The sequence below is a fragment of the Acidisphaera rubrifaciens HS-AP3 genome (assembly GCF_000964365.1).
GTDB classification, from domain to species: Bacteria; Pseudomonadota; Alphaproteobacteria; order Acetobacterales; family Acetobacteraceae; genus Acidisphaera; species Acidisphaera rubrifaciens.
This window is the reverse complement of record NZ_BANB01000303.1, coordinates 1-15,672: the sequence shown is the minus strand read 5'-3', so window position 1 is coordinate 15,672 and position 15,672 is coordinate 1. Positions and strand designations below refer to the sequence as shown.

The 15,672-nt window shown below is 68.4% G+C and carries 17 protein-coding genes and 1 pseudogene; 10 read left to right on the top strand and 8 right to left on the bottom strand.

Annotation, left to right across the window (positions count from 1 at the left end; genetic code table 11):
- Positions 1-1,409: pseudogene (locus B8460_RS10065) on the top strand (hypothetical protein); the annotation flags it as partial.
- 50 nt (positions 1,410-1,459) lie between these two features.
- Here the strand turns inward: B8460_RS10065 and B8460_RS10060 are convergent.
- Genes B8460_RS10060 through B8460_RS10050 form a run of 3 tightly spaced genes read right to left on the bottom strand, consistent with a single transcriptional unit; the run spans position 1,460 to position 4,951 of the window.
- Entirely contained in the window at positions 1,460-2,242 is a 783-nt protein-coding gene (locus B8460_RS10060) for an SGNH/GDSL hydrolase family protein (RefSeq protein ID WP_241771165.1), read from the bottom strand.
- Between the two features lie 9 nt (positions 2,243-2,251).
- Positions 2,252-3,703, bottom strand: coding sequence for a metalloprotease TldD (gene tldD / locus B8460_RS10055; protein ID WP_048861460.1), 1,452 nt, complete (start codon positions 3,701-3,703; stop codon positions 2,252-2,254).
- A gap of 54 nt (positions 3,704-3,757) precedes the next feature.
- Positions 3,758-4,951: a COX15/CtaA family protein gene (locus B8460_RS10050; RefSeq protein WP_084623460.1), complete on the bottom strand. Its 1,194-nt coding sequence runs from the start codon at positions 4,949-4,951 to the stop codon at positions 3,758-3,760.
- A gap of 176 nt (positions 4,952-5,127) precedes the next feature.
- Here B8460_RS10050 and B8460_RS10045 point away from each other — a divergent pair, with 176 nt between their 5' ends.
- Positions 5,128-5,814, top strand: a complete 687-nt coding sequence (locus B8460_RS10045; RefSeq protein WP_052945207.1) for a TVP38/TMEM64 family protein — start codon at positions 5,128-5,130, stop codon at positions 5,812-5,814.
- Here the strand turns inward: B8460_RS10045 and B8460_RS10040 are convergent.
- Positions 5,801-6,061, bottom strand: a complete 261-nt coding sequence (locus B8460_RS10040) for an usg protein (RefSeq protein WP_048861459.1) — start codon at positions 6,059-6,061, stop codon at positions 5,801-5,803. The genes B8460_RS10045 and B8460_RS10040 overlap by 14 nt on opposite strands.
- A gap of 345 nt (positions 6,062-6,406) precedes the next feature.
- Here B8460_RS10040 and groES point away from each other — a divergent pair, with 345 nt between their 5' ends.
- The 4 genes from groES (at position 6,407) to B8460_RS10020 (ending at position 9,320) form a co-directional block, all read left to right on the top strand.
- The gene (gene groES / locus B8460_RS10035) at positions 6,407-6,721 is read left to right on the top strand and encodes a co-chaperone GroES (protein WP_048861458.1); all 315 of its coding nucleotides are present in this window, start codon (positions 6,407-6,409) and stop codon (positions 6,719-6,721) included.
- A gap of 68 nt (positions 6,722-6,789) precedes the next feature.
- Positions 6,790-8,424: a chaperonin GroEL gene (gene groL / locus B8460_RS10030; protein WP_048861457.1), complete on the top strand. Its 1,635-nt coding sequence runs from the start codon at positions 6,790-6,792 to the stop codon at positions 8,422-8,424.
- A 317-nt stretch (positions 8,425-8,741) separates the two neighbouring features.
- Complete coding sequence (locus B8460_RS10025) at positions 8,742-8,945, top strand: cold-shock protein (protein ID WP_048861456.1); 204 nt, start codon at positions 8,742-8,744, stop codon at positions 8,943-8,945.
- Positions 8,946-9,116: 171 nt separating this feature from the next.
- A complete protein-coding gene (locus B8460_RS10020; RefSeq protein ID WP_048861455.1) occupies positions 9,117-9,320 on the top strand; it encodes a cold-shock protein in 204 nt (67 codons plus the stop codon).
- Positions 9,321-9,421: 101 nt separating this feature from the next.
- On the opposite strand, the gene B8460_RS10015 is transcribed toward B8460_RS10020, so the two are convergent.
- Together B8460_RS10015 and B8460_RS10010 are read right to left on the bottom strand one after the other, a co-directional pair.
- Entirely contained in the window at positions 9,422-9,937 is a 516-nt protein-coding gene (locus B8460_RS10015) for a hypothetical protein (protein ID WP_148360497.1), read from the bottom strand.
- A 69-nt stretch (positions 9,938-10,006) separates the two neighbouring features.
- A complete protein-coding gene (locus B8460_RS10010) occupies positions 10,007-10,999 on the bottom strand; it encodes an alpha/beta hydrolase (RefSeq protein ID WP_048861453.1) in 993 nt (330 codons plus the stop codon).
- A 109-nt stretch (positions 11,000-11,108) separates the two neighbouring features.
- Between B8460_RS10010 and B8460_RS10005 the strand changes: the two genes are divergently transcribed.
- The gene (locus tag B8460_RS10005) at positions 11,109-11,369 is read left to right on the top strand and encodes a GlsB/YeaQ/YmgE family stress response membrane protein (RefSeq protein ID WP_048861463.1); all 261 of its coding nucleotides are present in this window, start codon (positions 11,109-11,111) and stop codon (positions 11,367-11,369) included.
- 68 nt (positions 11,370-11,437) lie between these two features.
- Here the strand turns inward: B8460_RS10005 and B8460_RS10000 are convergent, their stop codons facing one another.
- Positions 11,438-11,692, bottom strand: a complete 255-nt coding sequence (locus tag B8460_RS10000; RefSeq protein ID WP_048861452.1) for a hypothetical protein — start codon at positions 11,690-11,692, stop codon at positions 11,438-11,440.
- A gap of 121 nt (positions 11,693-11,813) precedes the next feature.
- Between B8460_RS10000 and B8460_RS09995 the strand changes: the two genes are divergently transcribed.
- From B8460_RS09995 to B8460_RS09985, 3 genes are all read left to right on the top strand, one after another.
- Positions 11,814-12,146 (top strand): DUF1491 family protein, encoded by a 333-nt coding sequence (locus tag B8460_RS09995; protein ID WP_048861451.1) that lies wholly within the window; start codon positions 11,814-11,816, stop codon positions 12,144-12,146.
- Between the two features lie 184 nt (positions 12,147-12,330).
- Positions 12,331-13,452 carry an OmpA family protein gene (locus B8460_RS09990; RefSeq protein ID WP_048861450.1) on the top strand — a complete coding sequence of 374 codons (1,122 nt, stop codon included), beginning with the start codon at positions 12,331-12,333 and terminating at the stop codon, positions 13,450-13,452.
- A 51-nt stretch (positions 13,453-13,503) separates the two neighbouring features.
- Positions 13,504-14,337 carry an alpha/beta hydrolase gene (locus B8460_RS09985; protein WP_199445599.1) on the top strand — a complete coding sequence of 278 codons (834 nt, stop codon included), beginning with the start codon at positions 13,504-13,506 and terminating at the stop codon, positions 14,335-14,337.
- Here the strand turns inward: B8460_RS09985 and B8460_RS09980 are convergent.
- On the bottom strand, positions 14,303-15,672 hold a 1,370-nt coding region (locus B8460_RS09980), incomplete at its 5' end, for a tetratricopeptide repeat protein (RefSeq protein ID WP_206742647.1). The two genes, B8460_RS09985 and B8460_RS09980, sit on opposite strands and share 35 nt — an antisense overlap.

Below are 15,672 nucleotides of genomic sequence, written 5' to 3'. Positions count from 1 at the left end.
CTGCCGGCCGCCCCATGCCCGGCCGACGGTCGCCGGACGGCCCCGGCGAGAGCGTCCCCGTCGCGGCCCAACCGACCGCCCTCGCACCGGCGGCTGCCGCCGCCCTTCCTGGACCCGGGAGCTATGCCGTCGCGGCGCCGGCGCCGATTGCGACCGTCGCGCCCGAGCCGGCGCGCGGCCGCACGGGCACACGCATCGGCGTCCTGCCGCTTCAGTTGATGGGTGCGGGCGATGACGAGGCGCCGCTCGCCATCGGGCTCGCGGACGAGATCACCACGGCACTCGCCCGCTCACGGTCCCTGTTCGTCGTCTCCAGCACCTCATTGGCCCGCTTCGCGGAGGCCAGCCGCGACGAGACGGCGATCCAGCGGATGTTCGGGCTGGACTATCTCCTGGACGGCACGGCGCAGCGGGTCCGAAACCGGTTGCGCATCACGTTGCGCCTGCTGGACCTGAGGGCCGGCAACCAGGTCGTCTGGGCCCGCCGGTTCGACCGGCAGACGCATGACCTTCTTAACCTGCAGGACGAGATCGCCGCGGAAGCGGTCGCGCAGCTCGATCCGGAGCTTCTCCTCCTGGAAGCGCGGCGCCTTTCGGCGCAGCCGCTCACCCCGCAGACGGACGCGTTCCAGCTGACGGTCCGGGCACAGCCGCAGCTCATGCGCCTCGAGCGGACTGCCTTCATGCAGGCCGGCGACCTTCTCGCGCGCGCGATTGCCCAGGATCCGGAATTCGCGGCCGCGCACGCGTCCAGTGCCTGGTGGCACCTGCTGGTGATCATGCAGGACTGGACGACCACCCCGCGCGATCATATCGACCGCGCCAGCGCGCACGCCGAGCAGGCGATCATGCTCGATCCGCAGGACATGCGGAACCTCACGGTGGCCGGTCACGTCCGGACGGAGCTCAATCACCAGCTTCGCGAAGGCGCCGCCCTGCATGAGCGCGCGCTGTCGATCAATCCGAACCACGCCAAGGCGTGGAATCTCTCGGGGCTCACCCACGCGTATCTGGGCGATCTCGAAGAGGCCGAGCGGCGGATCAACCGATACAAGCGGCTTGCGCCCATGCACCCGCAGGCATTTTTCCTGGATACGGGATTCGTGACGATCGCCCTGATGAAGCAGGACTACGAAACGGCGATCACCGTCGGCCGCGAAATCACAGAAATGAACCCTTACTTCTCTGGCAGCCTGAAGCCGTACCTTGCTGCACTCGGGCATCTCGGGCGCGCGCCGGAAGCCACGACCGTCCTTCGCAGGCTGCTCGCCCTCGAGCCGGATTTCTCCGTGCAGCGATTCCTGGCACGCACTCCCTTCGTACGCCCACAGGATCGCGATCACTTCGCACGCGGGCTGCGCCTAGCGGGCGTGACGGAGCACGACAGACAGATCAATCCCGGCTTCTGACCTCTCGCCCGATATAAGCTACCGCGCGGACTGACAGCCCGTCGGTCCGATCAGTGCGTGCTGACCATCTCGCCGGAGCCAAGGCCGGCGACGATGGCGCGGGCCAGCGCCTCGGCCACGCAACGATAGCCCAGATCGTTCTGGTGCAGCTTGTCGGCGGCGATGAATTCCGCATAGGGCCGTCCGGCCGCCTGCCACGCATCCATCAGGGCCGATCGCGCGAACATGCCGGAGCCGGTTACGCTGGCGATTTCAGCCAGCGAATGCTCCATCAACAGATGCTCCCGCGAGGCAAGGATGCGCGGCGCGCGCTGGTTATCCATCAGGACGACGTCGATGCCCGCACCCTGCATCCGGCGGATACCCGCAACCACCAGACGCTTGAACAGGGCGGGATCGATCCCCTCAAGCGCGCCGTTCGCACCCACCTGCCAGATCACGAGCTGCGGGCGCAGGGCGATCACGTCCTGATCCAGGCGCGCCAGTTCCTCGGCCGCATCCTGACCGCCGATCCCGCGATTGATCACGGCGAGATGCGTGGCGGGAAGCGCCCGCGACAACAGACGCTGGAGCACCGCCGGATAGGTGTGGGCAGCGTCGGATGCCATCCATCCCTGCGTCGATGACGAGCCGAACGCGACGATGACGGCCTGCACGTTGTGGGCGATCGCGGCCTTCAGATGCGGCAGCGCCAGACCCATGACCGGCGCCACGTCCGGACATGCGACCGCCTCACCGCGCGCAAACGCGGCGCCCCCGACGGCCAGCGACAGCGTCGCGGCCAGGCAGGCCGAGGCGACGCCGCGCAAGAGGCTACGGACGCGGACCGGCACGACGTCCGATCAGCCGCCGACGGTGCCGCCAACCGTCAGGCCGGTCATCTTCAATGTCGGCTGACCGACGCCGACCGGCACCCCCTGCCCGTTCTTGCCACAGGTTCCGATACCGGGATCGAGCGCCATGTCGTTTCCGACCATGCTGACCTTGGTAAGGCTATCCGGTCCGTTGCCGATCAACGTTGCACCCTTGACCGGCGCCCCGATGCGGCCGTCCTCGATCAGATAGGCCTCGCTGGCGGAAAACACGAACTTCCCGCTGGTGATGTCGACCTGCCCGCCCCCGAAATTGACGGCATAAAGGCCCCGCTTCACCGAGCCGATCATTTCGTCCGGGCTGCTCGATCCGGACAGCATGACCGTATTCGTCATCCGCGGCATCGGCGCATGCGCATAGGACTGCCGGCGCCCGTTCCCGGTGGGTCGCATGCCCATCAGCCGGGCATTCAACCGATCCTGCAAATAGCCGGTCAGGATGCCGTCCTCGATCAGGACCGTGCGATTGGTGGGTGTCCCCTCGTCGTCGACCGTGAGGCTGCCGCGCCGGTCGGCAATCGTGCCATCGTCCACCACTGTCACGCCAGGCGCCGCGATCCGCTGGCCCAGTAGACCGGCGAAGGCGGACGTCTTCTTGCGATTGAAGTCGCCTTCGAGCCCGTGCCCGATCGCCTCGTGCAGGAGGATGCCGGGCCACCCGGCACCCAGCACGACCTCCATCTCGCCGGCCGGCGCCGGCTGGGCATCGAGATTGATGAGCGCCTGACGCAACGCCTCGTCCACGGCTGCCTTCCAGGTCGCCTCTCCCACCAAGCGGTCGTAGCCGTAGCGTCCGCCGAGACCGAACGTGCCGGTCTCGCGCCGGCCATCCTTCTCGACCACGACGGACACGTTCAGGCGGACGAGCGGCCGGATGTCCGCCACGCGCTCGCCGTCGCGCCGGACGATCTGGACCGCCTGCCACGATCCCGCGACCGACGCCATCACCTGCACGACGAGCGGGTCACGCCCACGAGCATACGCGTCGATCGCGCCGAGCAGCGCGGTCCGATCCTCGAACCGCATGCCGGACAGCGGGTTGGCGTCGGTGTAGAGGCGGGCATTGGTTGCCTGCGGCGGCCCCGCATCGGTGCCGCTGTGGCCGTCTGCGACGGCAGCCACGCTGGACGCGGCGCGCTTCAACGCCGCCTCCGACAATTCGCCCGCGTGCGCGTACCCGGTGGCCTCACCCGCGACGGCGCGAAGGCCGAAGCCGAGGGACGTGTCGAACCCGGCGCTGCGGATCCGTCCGTCCTCCATCGCAAGCTGTTCAGATTCCACGTATTCCAGGAACAGCTCACCGTCATCGGCACGCGCCAGCGCCGCAGCCGTGGCGCGTTGCGCGCCGGCCAGATCGAGTTGGGCATCCGCGCGCTCGAAAAACAGCCGATCGGTCACGGCGAGCGGGGTATCTAGTGCCATCGGAACGCTTTCCTGCTGATGCTGAAGACGGCTGCGGAGGCGGGCCGCGCGCGCCTAGAAGGGCCGGATCAGTCGGCGGGGCCGCGGGGCGGCACCGTCGGCCTGTCCGTCGACACTCGACATGTCCTTGAGCTGGCGCCGGTTCAAGGCGGGACGCACCGCATGCAGAAGCGCGAGCGACGCGGTCAGCACCAGGACGGCCCCGAACTGATGCGCCGCGGCAAGCGGAACCGGCACGACCCACAGCAAGGTGGCGACGCCCAGGGCATATTGCGCGGCAACGGCGGCGCCGACCGCCACGAGCCGAGGCCTGAGCACCTGCCGCAACTGCGGACGGGCGAAACCCAGCGCGAGCACCGCGCAAGCGGTCAACGCCGTCAGGGTCGCCAGCACGCGGTGGTCGAACTGCACCGCCGCGATATTGGCGGTCAGGTTCAGCAGGAACGGCGACAACCGGTCATAGGCCGCGGGGATCAGGTGCCCGTCCATCAGGGGAAACGTGTTGTAATCGAAGCCCGCATGCGTGCCGGCCACGAAGCCGCCCGCCACGATCGTCAACGCGACGAGGGCGCAGAGCACCGCCGAAAGCGGTCGGACCATCCCATCGGCCGAGGCGACCGCCGAGCGTCGCGGCAGCAGCAGCGCCGGACGCGGCCACAGCAGTCCGAATGCCGTCCACAGTATCGCTGCATACAGGATTAAGGCGAGGGTGAGATGGATCACCAGCCGATAGGGGGATACCGCCGTGCTCTCCGGGAAAAAGCCGGAGGCGACCATGAACCAGCCGACCAGCCCCTGCAGACCGCCGAGCGCGAAAATCAGCGCAAGCCGGGGTCGCAGGCGGCGTTCGATACGTCCGGTCCACCAGAACCATACGAGCGGCACCAGGAAAGCGAACCCGATCAGTCGGCCCCAGAGCCGATGCGTCCACTCCAGCCAGAAGATGTGTTTGAAGCCAGCGAGACCGAAGCCCTCATGCAGCAGCCGGTACTGCGGGATCGCCTGATACTCGCGGAACAATCGCAGCCACGCCGCCTCGCTCATGGGCGGCAGAATGCCGGTTACCGGCCGCCACTCCATGATCGAAAGGCCGGAGCCCGTCAGCCGCGTGGTCCCGCCGAGCACGACCATGACGCCGATCATCAGACACATGCAGAGCAGCCACAGGCCGACCAGCCTGCGCGAAGATCGGGACGACGCCCGGTCATCGGGACCCGCACCGGGAAACTGCACCACGTCAAAGGGCATGCGAGACAATATAGCTGCCCGAGGCCGTTCACCAGCCCGCCGCGTGGGTCGCGACCGGAATGTCGTGATGGCATGCGTGGCCTTGTTGCATGTGGCGGCGGGGTGCTACCGCGGTTGGCGTGTCAGTGCCGACCACGCCGCCCAGGATTGCAGCAGATGACGGTCGTCCCGCCGTCATGCCGACGGCGCAGGGGCGGGCGCGGTGGCACGGGTGGGGACGCGGACTGGGACTACTGGCGGGGCTGCTCGCGGTCGGCCTGACGCTGCGACAGGGATCGCAGCTCAATGCAGGCTTCATGAACCGCATCGCGCATCGCGCAGACCTCTTGGGTGTGACGGTCTATCTCGGCTTCGGCGCGCTGCTGTGCACGATGGGTGTGCCGCGGCAGACCACCGCCTTCGCCGCCGGCTATGCCTTCGCGCCGCGCTTCGGGCTCGGCGTCGCCGTGCTGCTGTCGCTGGGAACGCAGCTTGCCGGGTGTGCGGCCAATTTCTTCTGGGCGCGCTGGGTCGCGGGCGCCTGGGTGCGCCGCCGGCTGCCGCCACGGTTGCGCCGGCTCGATGCAAGTCTGGCCGGTCAGCCGTTCCGCGCGACGCTGGTCCTGCGGCTGCTGCCGCTGGGCAGTAATATCGCGCTTAATCTCATCGGTGGGGTGTCGACGGTGCGCCTCGGTCCGTTCCTCGCGGCGTCGGCCATCGGCTACCTGCCGCAGACGCTGATCTTCGCCCTTCTCGGCCGAGGTACGCAGGTCGGCGGCCGGACCGAAATCGCCCTGGCCGCCGCCCTGTTCGCAGCTTCGGGACTGCTTGGCGTGCGCCTGATGGCACGCCGTCCGAAGCAAGGCCCCGTCAGTGCAGGGTGAGCACCGATTGGGCGTGGCCCCAGCGTCCCGGCTGGATCAGTTCCGCCGACCCGACCCGCACGGAATGAAGCCGCCCGTCCAGGCTACGCTCCCAGAAACGCAGGAAGCGACGCAGCACCGGGTAACGCGGCGCCATGTCCAGGTCCTGCCATATATAGGTCTGCAGGAGGCCGGGATGGTCGGGGAGGTGATAGAGGATCTCCGCGGTGGTCAGGCGGTAGTCCTGCATCTGCATCGCGAGGCTCATGCGTCGGCTTGCTCCGTCGGTACGTCTCCGTTGGGGTCCTGCGCAGAGAGGCGTCCCGCCCGGCCCCGATCTTGCCGCCCGGACCAACCGGAAGCCTGTCCCGGAGCGCCGCGAACCCGCAAGAAAAAAGTGCTTATTTTCAGACATTAAGCACTCGCGCCGCGCAAGTGCTGCCGGCCGCTTGACACCTCGACCAGACTTCCCTAGATCGGCAGCACTCTCAGAGAGAGAGTGCCAACCGCCCGACCTGATGCTCAGATGAGGTCCGGCGTGGCGCGGCAGCGTTCAATCAACCAGACCGCCCGCGCCATGCGCGGGCCGCAGTGTCAAGATCAGGAGCGAACTATGAAGTTCCGTCCCCTGCACGACCGCGTGGTTCTTCGTCGGCTGACTGCCGAGGAGAAGACCGCGGGCGGCATCATCATCCCCGACACCGCGAAGGAAAAGCCGATGGAAGGCGAGATCGTCGCCGTCGGTCCCGGCGCCCGCAACGAGCAGGGCCAGATCGTGCCTCTCGAGGTGAAGGCAGGCGACCGCGTGCTGTTCGGCAAGTGGTCGGGCACCGAGGTGAAGCTCGATGGCGAGGAGCTCCTCATCATGAAGGAGAGCGACATCATGGGCATCATCGAAGGTGAGGCCGCGAAGAAGAAGGCCGCCTGATTGCCCGCCAGCCTGACGGCTGATGCTGACGCAATCGCTCCATCGAAACTGATCAGGGACTGACACATATGGCTGCCAAGGACGTTCGCTTCGGCGGAGACGCCCGCCAGCGCATGCTGCGCGGCGTTGACATTCTGGCTGACGCGGTGAAGGTGACGCTCGGGCCGAAGGGCCGGAACGTGGTGCTCGACAAGAGCTTCGGCGCGCCGCGGATCACCAAGGACGGCGTGACCGTCGCCAAGGAGATCGAGCTTTCCGACAAGTTCGAGAACATGGGCGCGCAGATGGTGCGCGAAGTGGCCTCGAAGACCAACGACACGGCCGGCGACGGCACGACGACCGCCACGGTCCTGGCGCAGGCGATCGTGCGCGAGGGTGCGAAGGCGGTTGCCGCCGGCATGAATCCGATGGACCTCAAGCGCGGCATCGACAAGGCGGTCATCGCCATCGTCGAAGAGCTGAAGAAGCGCACCAAGAAGATCACGACCCCGAGCGAGACGGCGCAGGTCGGCACGATCTCTGCCAACGGCGAGCACGAGATCGGCAAGATGATCTCCGAAGCCATGCAGAAGGTCGGCAACGAGGGCGTCATCACGGTCGAGGAAGCCAAGGGCATCCAGACCGAGCTCGACGTCGTCGAGGGCATGCAGTTCGACCGCGGCTATGTCTCCCCGTATTTCATCACGAATGCGGAGAAGATGATCGCGGAACTGGATCAGCCCTATATCCTGATCCACGAGAAGAAGCTGTCGGGTCTGCAGCCGCTGCTGCCGCTGCTCGAGAGCGTGGTGCAGTCCGGCCGTCCGCTGCTGATCATCGCCGAGGACGTCGAGGGCGAGGCCCTGGCGACCCTGGTCGTCAACAAGCTGCGCGGCGGCCTCAAGATCGCGGCCGTGAAGGCGCCGGGCTTCGGTGATCGCCGCAAGGCGATGCTCGAGGACATCGCGATCCTGACCGGCGGCCAGGTGATCAGCGAGGACCTCGGCATCAAGCTCGAGACCGTCACCCTGAACATGCTCGGCCGCGCGAAGCGGGTTCTCATCGAGAAGGAGAACACCACGATCGTCGAAGGCTCGGGCAAGAAGGACGACATCAAGGGCCGCTGCAACCAGATCCGCGCGCAGATCGAGGAGACCACCTCGGACTACGATCGCGAGAAGCTGCAGGAGCGTCTGGCGAAGCTCGCCGGCGGCGTCGCGGTCATCCGCGTCGGCGGCGCGAGCGAGATCGAGGTGAAGGAGCGCAAGGATCGCGTCGACGACGCGCTGCACGCGACCCGCGCGGCCGTCGAGGAAGGCATCGTCCCGGGTGGCGGCGTGGCCCTCGCGCGCTCGTCGCTGGTGCTCGCCAAGCTGAAGGGCGACAACGACGATCAGCGCTTCGGCATCGAGATCGTCCGCAAAGCGCTCCAGGCTCCGCTGCGTCAGATCGCCGAGAACGCGGGCGAGGACGGTGCGGTGATCGCCGGCAAGGTCCTCGACAACGATGACTACAGCTGGGGCTTCGACGCGCAGAACGCCGAGTTCAAGGACATGGTGAAGGCCGGCATCATCGACCCGACGAAGGTGGTGCGGACCGCGCTGCAGGATGCCGCGTCGGTGTCGGGCCTGCTGGTCACGACCGAGGCGATGATCGCCGAGAAGCCGGAGAAGAAGGGCCCGCCGGCGCCTCCGGGTGGCGGCATGGGCGATATGGACTTCTGATCCCTCAGACGGATCGAAGTCGTCTATCGTGCGGCCTTCGCGGTCGCGGGAAAAGGCGGGTCCCCGGACCCGCCTTTTTCTTTGGCCGCGCCCCCGGCGACTCGCGGCGGACCGAAACGTGACCTCGATATCGGCCGCCGTCTTACGGCTGTAATTGACATACGCTGCGCTTTCTGCGCCCATTCAGCCTGCAATCGCTTCTCGGCTTCGCTTGCTGCGCGACCGTCACGGGTGCCGTCAAGACGTCGATAAGGCACGGTTGTCCCTTGTGCGATGCGTCATGCGTCGTGCCCGAGACGGAGAGTGAGACAGAGAGAATGGCTATCGGCACAGTCAAGTGGTTCAACGCCACGAAAGGCTACGGCTTCATCATGCCGCAGGATGGCGGTAAGGATGTGTTCGTGCATATCACCGCCGTGCAGGCGGCTGGGATGCGCGGCCTCGATGAGGGGCAGAAGGTCAACTACGAAGTGGCGATGGAGCGCGGCAAGGCCGCCGCCATCAACCTCAGGCTCGCCTGAGGCAACGCCACCCGTCACCGAACGTGACGCGCTTCTGATGACAATGGTCCGCGCCAATGCGTCCTAACCGCAGGAGCAATGCTCCGTGCGGGGATACGTGTTGGGCGGACGCTTTCATATTGCGGCACGTGAACGAACGTGCCGCGCACGACCCAGGGAGTGACGACTGACATGCCTACCGGAACGGTTAAGTGGTTCAACGCAACCAAGGGCTTCGGGTTCATCGTGCCGCAGGACGGCGGCAAGGATGTGTTCGTGCACATCACCGCGGTCCAGGCCGCTGGCCTCAAGGGCCTGAATGACGGGCAGCGGGTGAGCTACGAAATCGCCATGGAACGCGGCAAGGCGGCGGCTACCAACCTCCGCCTCGCCTAACTCCGTCACTCGACTTATACGCGAGACGGATGCCGGCAGCATTGATGTGCTGCCGGCAATTCCGCTGACGGGGCCCGCCCGGTCTCGCCCGCGACCGCGCCTTAGTCGGCCCGCCGCTCGACGGCGTCCCAACGTGTCGCACCGGCCTCTTTGAAGGCGCGCTCGACTTCTCCCTGCTGGGCTCGATCGCGCAGGCGCACAGTCAGGATAAGCTGACCGGCTGCGGCACGCTGCTGTTCGCTTGCATCCTCGGCCGATTTCGCGCCGGATGCGGCAGCTCCGGCGATCGCGCCTGCGGCCAGACCGCCGACAACCGCCGCCGCCGCGATCGGCGCCACAGCAATCCCGGCCGCCGCCGCGAGCCCGGCGCCGACCATTGCTCCCGAACTTGCCGCCATACTGGTCCCCAGGGTCCGCGCCTGTCGCTGGTCCACCTCCGTCTGCGGTGGCGCCGCGTCCATGCCGGCGACGCCGGACGGAACGCTGAGCTCTGCGCGATCGAACCCTGCCAAGCTCAACCGCGCGACCGCATCGCGCAGTGCCGTCTCCGAGGGGAAGACACCCTGAAGTTCGAGAACGCTGGCCGCGAGCGGCGGCGACGTCGTCTGGTCTGCCATGTTCTGCTCCTCCGCCGAACACGACATCAACGCCCCCCGACCTCCCGGGGTTCGCGGCCGACGCCCGCATCAGGGCACGGGCGGCGGATCTTCCAGAAAATGCTCGACGGCTTGATACAGGAGCCGGCGGTTACGCTCCATGATGATCGTATGGGTCCCGCCGCCCAGCAGCTCGTACTGCTTCCATGGGACATGCGTCAGCCGGGCGAAAAGCGCCCGCGCCATGGCCGGAGGCGTGTCGTGGTCCCACTCGCCCTGTACGATCAGCGTCGGCGCGGTGATGCCCGCGGGGTCATAGGTCGGATGCCCGGCGCCCCAGGCTTCCCGCAGATCCTTGATCACGCCGTTCGGTGCGCGCAGGGCCGGCGGCGTGCGCGTGGCCGCCTTTGGATCGGTCGCCCAGGTCGCGTCCGCCCACGCATCGAAGACACCTGGTGGGATCAGATCGGCGCGCGCCGCTTCCGGCACCCCCTGCAGCCAGCGTGCCCGGGCGGCATCGCGGGTGACGAGCCGGTAGGCACCCAGCGGCCCGGACGGCCCGAAACTGATCGGTTCCTGGGGAGTCCAGAGCGGCGCGTAGAGCACGAGGCGCTCGACATGTTCCGGCGACCGGGCGGCATATCCGGCCGCGATGGTCGTGCCCCACGACCAGCCCATGACATCGAGCCGGCCGACATGACGCGTCCGCATGACATACTCGGCCGCCGTCCCATAGGCGCGGACCGCGTCGGCGGTATCCGTCAGCGGCGGATTGGCCGCTGCTGGGGCGTCCATCTGCGGCGGCCGCGTGGACCGTCCATAGCCCGGCAAATCCAGCAGCCAGACGTCGAAGCCTCGTCGCGCGAGGACGTCCATCCAGGACACGCCGCCGATCGGCAGGTCGAATGACGTGCTGGCCGGATAGGTCGCGCCGTGCACGAACAACAGGACCCGGTCGGCGCTGAACGCGGTCAGGCCCTTGGGATGTTTGTTACGCAAATAAAGTTGCTGTCCCGGTACGCCGGAATCGATCATGGTCTCGGCGGTGACGACCGGCGGCTGCGCCTCAGCGGCCGTGGGCATAGCGGCGCACACGGCAAGAAAAGCGACCGCGCCCCGCAGCAGATGTGCAACTCGCTTGCCGCTGCGCGGTTGACCGTGGCCGACGGCGAAAACTGGGAGGGACATGCGGATGAGTATCCTTGGCTGGCTGATCCTTGGACTGATCGCCGGTTTCATCGCAAGCAAGGTGGTGAACGGCAGCGGCGAAGGTCTGATCCTCGACATCGTGCTCGGCATCGTGGGCGCGATGGTGGGCGGCTGGCTGTTCCACTTCTTCGGCCATGTCGGCGTGACCGGGCTCAATCTCTACAGCTTGATTGTCGCGGTCATCGGCGCGGTCGTGGTGCTGTGGATCTACCATGCCTTGTTCGCCCCACGTCGCATGATCTGACGACAACTTACCCGGCGGCGGCCGGCCGGATGCGGCCGGCCTCGCGTGATTCGGCACCGGCCGACGCGTCAGGACTTCGGTGTTCGCGGCTTGAGCGGCTGATGGGCGCGGTCGAGCAGGCGCGTCATGAGCCCCCTTTTACGCGTAGCCGGCGGCGCGCTGCGCGGCTCCTGGAGCTGCTCGGCCGCCTGCTTGCGCGCCTTGTCCTCAAGCCACCGCTCGAGGGTCACGCCTGCCTTGGCCGCCCGCTTCGCCTCGTAGGCGCGTTGGCCCTCGGCGAGCTGCCGTGACGCCTTTTCCCGCGTTTTCCCGTTTCCCGCCATCGCTGCACCGCTCCCAACTTTCTCCCAGACCGCAGCCGGCACCGAGCCGGCCTCGATCCGACAGTCCGTTCTGCCGCAGCGCCGATGGCGGCGCCAGTCGGGTCCTGGTAGAGCAAGGCGCATGACGGAAGCGCGGGTCAAGGCGGGCCTCTGGGTGTCGATGGCGCTGCGCCTTGGCGACCAAGCGGGACGGCCCGGGGTGGTGATCCGCCGCGGCGACCCGGACGCCGGTGGCGTCCTGATGGTCCTGCGCAATCGTGCCGGGGTCACCGTCCTGTCGCAGATGCGGGCGGGGGACGAGGCGGCATGGTTGCGGGCGACCGGCGCGGCCCCGGTCGCCGAAGCCGACGCGGATGCCTATATCGCGCGGCAACTGCGTTTCGACCCCGATCTGTGGGTGATCGAGTTCGATGCCCCTGACATGACCCCGCCCTTCGAGGCCCGCATCGTCTGACCGTGGCGGCGACGAGGGACGCCGGGACGGCAATCGGATGTTGCAACTGAACAACGGCCGTTGAAAACTCGGCTGGCCGCGCTGCGGTGCATCGCGCGACGCCGGCGGCTGGACTACACCATCAGGACAGCATGACGAACACGCTGCCCGGCCTCCCGGCCGACGCCGCGCAGGAGATGCCGGGATGACGACAGGCTGGACGCGGGCGAAACCGCTGCTACTGGCGACCGCTTTGGCGGCCATGCCGGCGGTTGCGTGGGCACAGCCGTTCCAGGGTGTCTATGTCGGTCTCGGCGGCGGGTACAATTGGCGCGACGAGATCGACACGAAGACACCGGCCTCGCCCTTCGCGCTCGGTAATCAGGTCAGGCTGAACGATGCCAACGGCTATGTCGGCCTCGGCAGCATCGGTTACGGGTTCGGCAACGGCCTCCGGCTAGAGGTCGAAGGCAATTTCCGCGGATCGGAGGCGGGCGGCTTTGCCGGGACGGCGTTCCCGACCACCGGCGGCGGTCGCGTCCAGACCTATGGCGGCATGGTCAACGCCCTCTTCGACATGGATATCGGCCTGCCCTGGCTCTACCCCTATATCGGCGTGGGTGCGGGCTATGCCGCGACCCACCTGGACGGCGTGTATGGGTCAGGCATTGGCACGCCGTATCTGCTTCGCGCCGACGGGACGCAGGGCAACTTCGCGTTTCAGGCGATCGCCGGCCTGTCCTTCCCCGTCCCCGACGTCCCCGGTCTGTCGCTCACGACCGAGTACCGCTTCTTCGGTGTTTTCGGCGACAACAGCTACGCCGGCACCATGACGACGCCGGCGGGATACGGTGCGACCGCCCCGCGTACGAGCGGGCCGACCACCCTCACGCTGCGCAACGAGTACAACCAGGGCGTGCTGATCGGCTTGCGGTATGCCTTCGGGATCGAACCGCCGCCCGCACCGGCACCGGCCGCACCCCCCGTCGCGGCCCCCGCACGCAGCTACCTTGTCTTCTTCGACTGGGACAGGGCGAACCTGACCGAACGCGCCCGCCAGATCATCCACGAGGCCGCGGAAAACTCGACCAAGGTGCAGTACACGCGCATCGAGGTGAACGGCTACACCGATACCTCCGGCACGCGGCAGTACAACCAGGGACTGTCGATCCGGCGCGCCCAGGCGGTCGCGGCGGAACTCGTGCGCGACGGCGTCCCGCGCCAGTCCATCACCATCCAGGGCTTCGGCGAGACGCATCTGCTGGTGCCCACCGGGCCGGGCGTGCGCGAGGCCCAGAACCGCCGCGTCGAGATCGTCATCAAGTAGGCATCGCCCGGCATCCCCTCCTTCCGACCCTGGCGGCTGCTGAGCCTGATCGTGGCGACGCTGACCGTGGGATGCGCGGGCGTCGTCAATACCCTGACCTCGACCCGCGGCGTTATGGTCACCCGGAACGTCGCCTATGGGCCGTTGCCGGCGCAGACGCTTGATATCTATGCGCCCGCCGGCGGCGATGGCCCCTTTCCGGCGGTCGTCTTCCTCCATGGCGGCGGCTGGACGAGCGGCGCGCCGGCCGATTACCGCTTTCTCGGGAGCGCGCTGGCCAGCCGCGGCGTGGTCGCTTTCATCGCCGGCTACCGCCTGTTTCCCGACGTCGCCTATCCGGACTTCCTGCGCGACGGCGCGCGGGCCGTGGCATGGGCGCATGTCCATGCGGAGTCGTTCGGCGCGGACCCGCGATGCCTGTTCGTGATGGGCCATTCCGCCGGCGCGTATAATGCGATGATGCTCGCGCTCGACGAGCGGTGGCTGGCCGGGGCTGGGCTGCGGCCGTCGGCGGTGCTTGCCGGCGCGATCGGGCTGGCCGGGCCCTATGATTTCCTGCCGATCCGGGACCCGGAGGTCCGGGCGGTCTTTGCGCCGGCCGCCGCCGACCTGCCGTCCACCCAGCCGATCAATCACGTCACGTCGGACGCGCCGCCGATCTTTCTCGCCAGCGGGCTGGGCGACACGACGGTGCGGCCCGGCAATACCGAACGGCTTGCGGGCCGCCTTGCGGCCGCCGGAGACCGCGTGACGATGCGGCTCTATCCGCGGATCGGGCATATCCTCCTGATCGGCGCCTTCGCCTGGCCGGTGCGTTGGACCGCGCCGGTGCTGGCCGACACGCTCCGCTTCATCCGGACGCAGCCGGGCTGCGCAGCCCGTTAAGCGCCGCCACCGCCGCACGCACGGCAGACGCCCAGTCGCCCGGCGCAGGCTGCCGACAGATGCGCAGCGCCGGATACCACGGGCTGTCGGAACGTCCGGACAGCCATCGCCAGCACGGATCGGTCCGATCGAGCATGAAGACCGGACGCCCGAGCGCGCCGGCCAGATGCACGATCGCCGTATCGACGCTGATGACGCCATCCAGCTGGGCGACGATGGCGGCCGTGTCGGCAAAGTCCGTCACATCCGCCATGGGGTCGAACAGGTCGAGCCCGGGCGGCGGCGGCTGCGAGGCGGCCGGGCCTTTCTGAAGGCTGATGAACCGCACGCCCGCGACCGCCGCGAGCGGCGCCAGATCGGCCAGGGCCATGCTGCGGCGGGCATCCACCAGGGCGAAGCCCGGCACCCAGGGACGCGCCTGGCCGGCCCAGGCCAGCCCGATGCGGAGACAGCCCGCCGCGGCCGGCAGGCGATGCCGCCATGCCGCGACCAGTCCCGGCTCCGCCTTCAGGTACGGGACAGCCGACGGGATCGTCGCGAGCGTGGTCGCGAAGACGCGAGGCAGGCCGAACACCGGACAATGCCAATCGTACTGCGGGAGCGCCGCCGCGTCGGTGACTACCTCATCAAGCCCCGGAACGGCGGCCAGCAGCCGCGCCAACGCGCGCGGCACCCAGGCGATGACCCGCGCCCCCCGCGCCGCCAGCATCGGCACATATCGGATGAAGTGCAGCGTGTCGCCGAACCCCTCCTCGTGCCAGACGAGCACGGTCCGCCCGGCCAGCGCATCTTGTGCTGGGCCCAGCGTCGGCAGCAGCGTCTCCACCGGCAGCTTCGTGCCCCCTGGCTGGCGCAGCCGCCACTCATAGTCGTCCCAGGCGGCCTCGAACCGTCCGGCGCGTAGCAGCAGCACGGCGCGGTTGAGCCGGATCTGCGGGTGGTCGGGCGCCAAGCGGACCGCCTCGTCGCTCGCCGCGAGCGCGCCGGCGAAATCACCGCAGCGTTCGCGCAGCATGCCGAGATTGGTCCAGGCCGCCGCCTCGTGCGGCGCGGCCTCCGTCGCGTCCTCCAGCACCGCACGTGCCTCCGCCAACCGATCGAGATCGGCCAGCAGCACGCCGCGCAGGACGGCCCAGGCGGTGGCGGCCCGGTCGGACGGAAGGCAATGGCGCTCCAGCAGATCAAGCGCCGCCGCGGCCGCGCCGAAGTCGTGCAGGTCGCTGACGCAGGCAAAGATCAGGTCGCGCCGCTCCGGACGCGCGGCGATGGCCGCGTCATAGAGCGTCGCGGCCGCCGCGCCGCGCCCCCCGCGCGCGAGCATCCGTCCCGCCTCCC

What these genes read in the sequence shown, in the direction of transcription:
- tldD (WP_048861460.1), bottom strand. Translation starts at nt 3,703, where the DNA reads ATGGCACTAGATACCCCGCTCGCCGTGACCGATCGGCTGTTTTTCGAG.
- B8460_RS10025 (WP_048861456.1), top strand. Translation starts at nt 8,742, where the DNA reads ATGGCTATCGGCACAGTCAAGTGGTTCAACGCCACGAAAGGCTACGGC.
- B8460_RS10010 (WP_048861453.1), bottom strand. Translation starts at nt 10,999, where the DNA reads ATGCCCACGGCCGCTGAGGCGCAGCCGCCGGTCGTCACCGCCGAGACC.
- B8460_RS09995 (WP_048861451.1), top strand. Translation starts at nt 11,814, where the DNA reads ATGACGGAAGCGCGGGTCAAGGCGGGCCTCTGGGTGTCGATGGCGCTG.
- B8460_RS10045 (WP_052945207.1), top strand. Translation starts at nt 5,128, where the DNA reads ATGCCGACGGCGCAGGGGCGGGCGCGGTGGCACGGGTGGGGACGCGGA.
- B8460_RS10050 (WP_084623460.1), bottom strand. Translation starts at nt 4,951, where the DNA reads ATGCCCTTTGACGTGGTGCAGTTTCCCGGTGCGGGTCCCGATGACCGG.
- B8460_RS10040 (WP_048861459.1), bottom strand. Translation starts at nt 6,061, where the DNA reads ATGAGCCTCGCGATGCAGATGCAGGACTACCGCCTGACCACCGCGGAG.
- B8460_RS10005 (WP_048861463.1), top strand. Translation starts at nt 11,109, where the DNA reads ATGAGTATCCTTGGCTGGCTGATCCTTGGACTGATCGCCGGTTTCATC.
- B8460_RS10015 (WP_148360497.1), bottom strand. Translation starts at nt 9,937, where the DNA reads ATGGCAGACCAGACGACGTCGCCGCCGCTCGCGGCCAGCGTTCTCGAA.
- groES (WP_048861458.1), top strand. Translation starts at nt 6,407, where the DNA reads ATGAAGTTCCGTCCCCTGCACGACCGCGTGGTTCTTCGTCGGCTGACT.
- B8460_RS10020 (WP_048861455.1), top strand. Translation starts at nt 9,117, where the DNA reads ATGCCTACCGGAACGGTTAAGTGGTTCAACGCAACCAAGGGCTTCGGG.
- groL (WP_048861457.1), top strand. Translation starts at nt 6,790, where the DNA reads ATGGCTGCCAAGGACGTTCGCTTCGGCGGAGACGCCCGCCAGCGCATG.
- B8460_RS10000 (WP_048861452.1), bottom strand. Translation starts at nt 11,692, where the DNA reads ATGGCGGGAAACGGGAAAACGCGGGAAAAGGCGTCACGGCAGCTCGCC.
- B8460_RS09990 (WP_048861450.1), top strand. Translation starts at nt 12,331, where the DNA reads ATGACGACAGGCTGGACGCGGGCGAAACCGCTGCTACTGGCGACCGCT.